Origin of the sequence: Salipiger sp. IMCC34102, from assembly GCF_004145405.1 — a bacterium.
Lineage (GTDB): Bacteria > Pseudomonadota > Alphaproteobacteria > Rhodobacterales > Rhodobacteraceae > Loktanella.
This window is the reverse complement of sequence record NZ_SELQ01000031.1, coordinates 1-292: the sequence shown is the minus strand read 5'-3', so window position 1 is coordinate 292 and position 292 is coordinate 1. Positions and strand designations below refer to the sequence as shown.

1 pseudogene is annotated in these 292 nt (G+C 69.5%); it reads left to right on the top strand.

Annotated elements, in window-relative coordinates:
• Positions 1-127: pseudogene (locus tag EU805_RS17800) on the top strand (oxidoreductase); the annotation flags it as partial.
• Positions 128-292: the final 165 nt, after the last annotated feature.

Here is a 292-nt window from a genome sequence, read left to right as displayed (position 1 = left end):
GATGCAGGTCCGCGACAAGGGCCCCCTCTGGATCGTCTACCCCTACGACGACACCCCCGAATACCGCTCCGAAGTCATCTACTCCCGCAGCATCTGGCAACTCGACAGGATCGAAGTCGCAGGGTAATTCCGGACGTTTGGCGGCGCCCCGTTCAAGGTGCCGCAGCCGGCAGCGCGGCGGTTTTCGGGGCGGTGGCGCTGCGGGAGCGGTTGAAGGCGGTCGAGGCGGCGGCGAAGGCGGGCGGGCGCGATGCGGTCGCCGCGTCGCTCGCCGGTCTCGACGCGCTTTGGG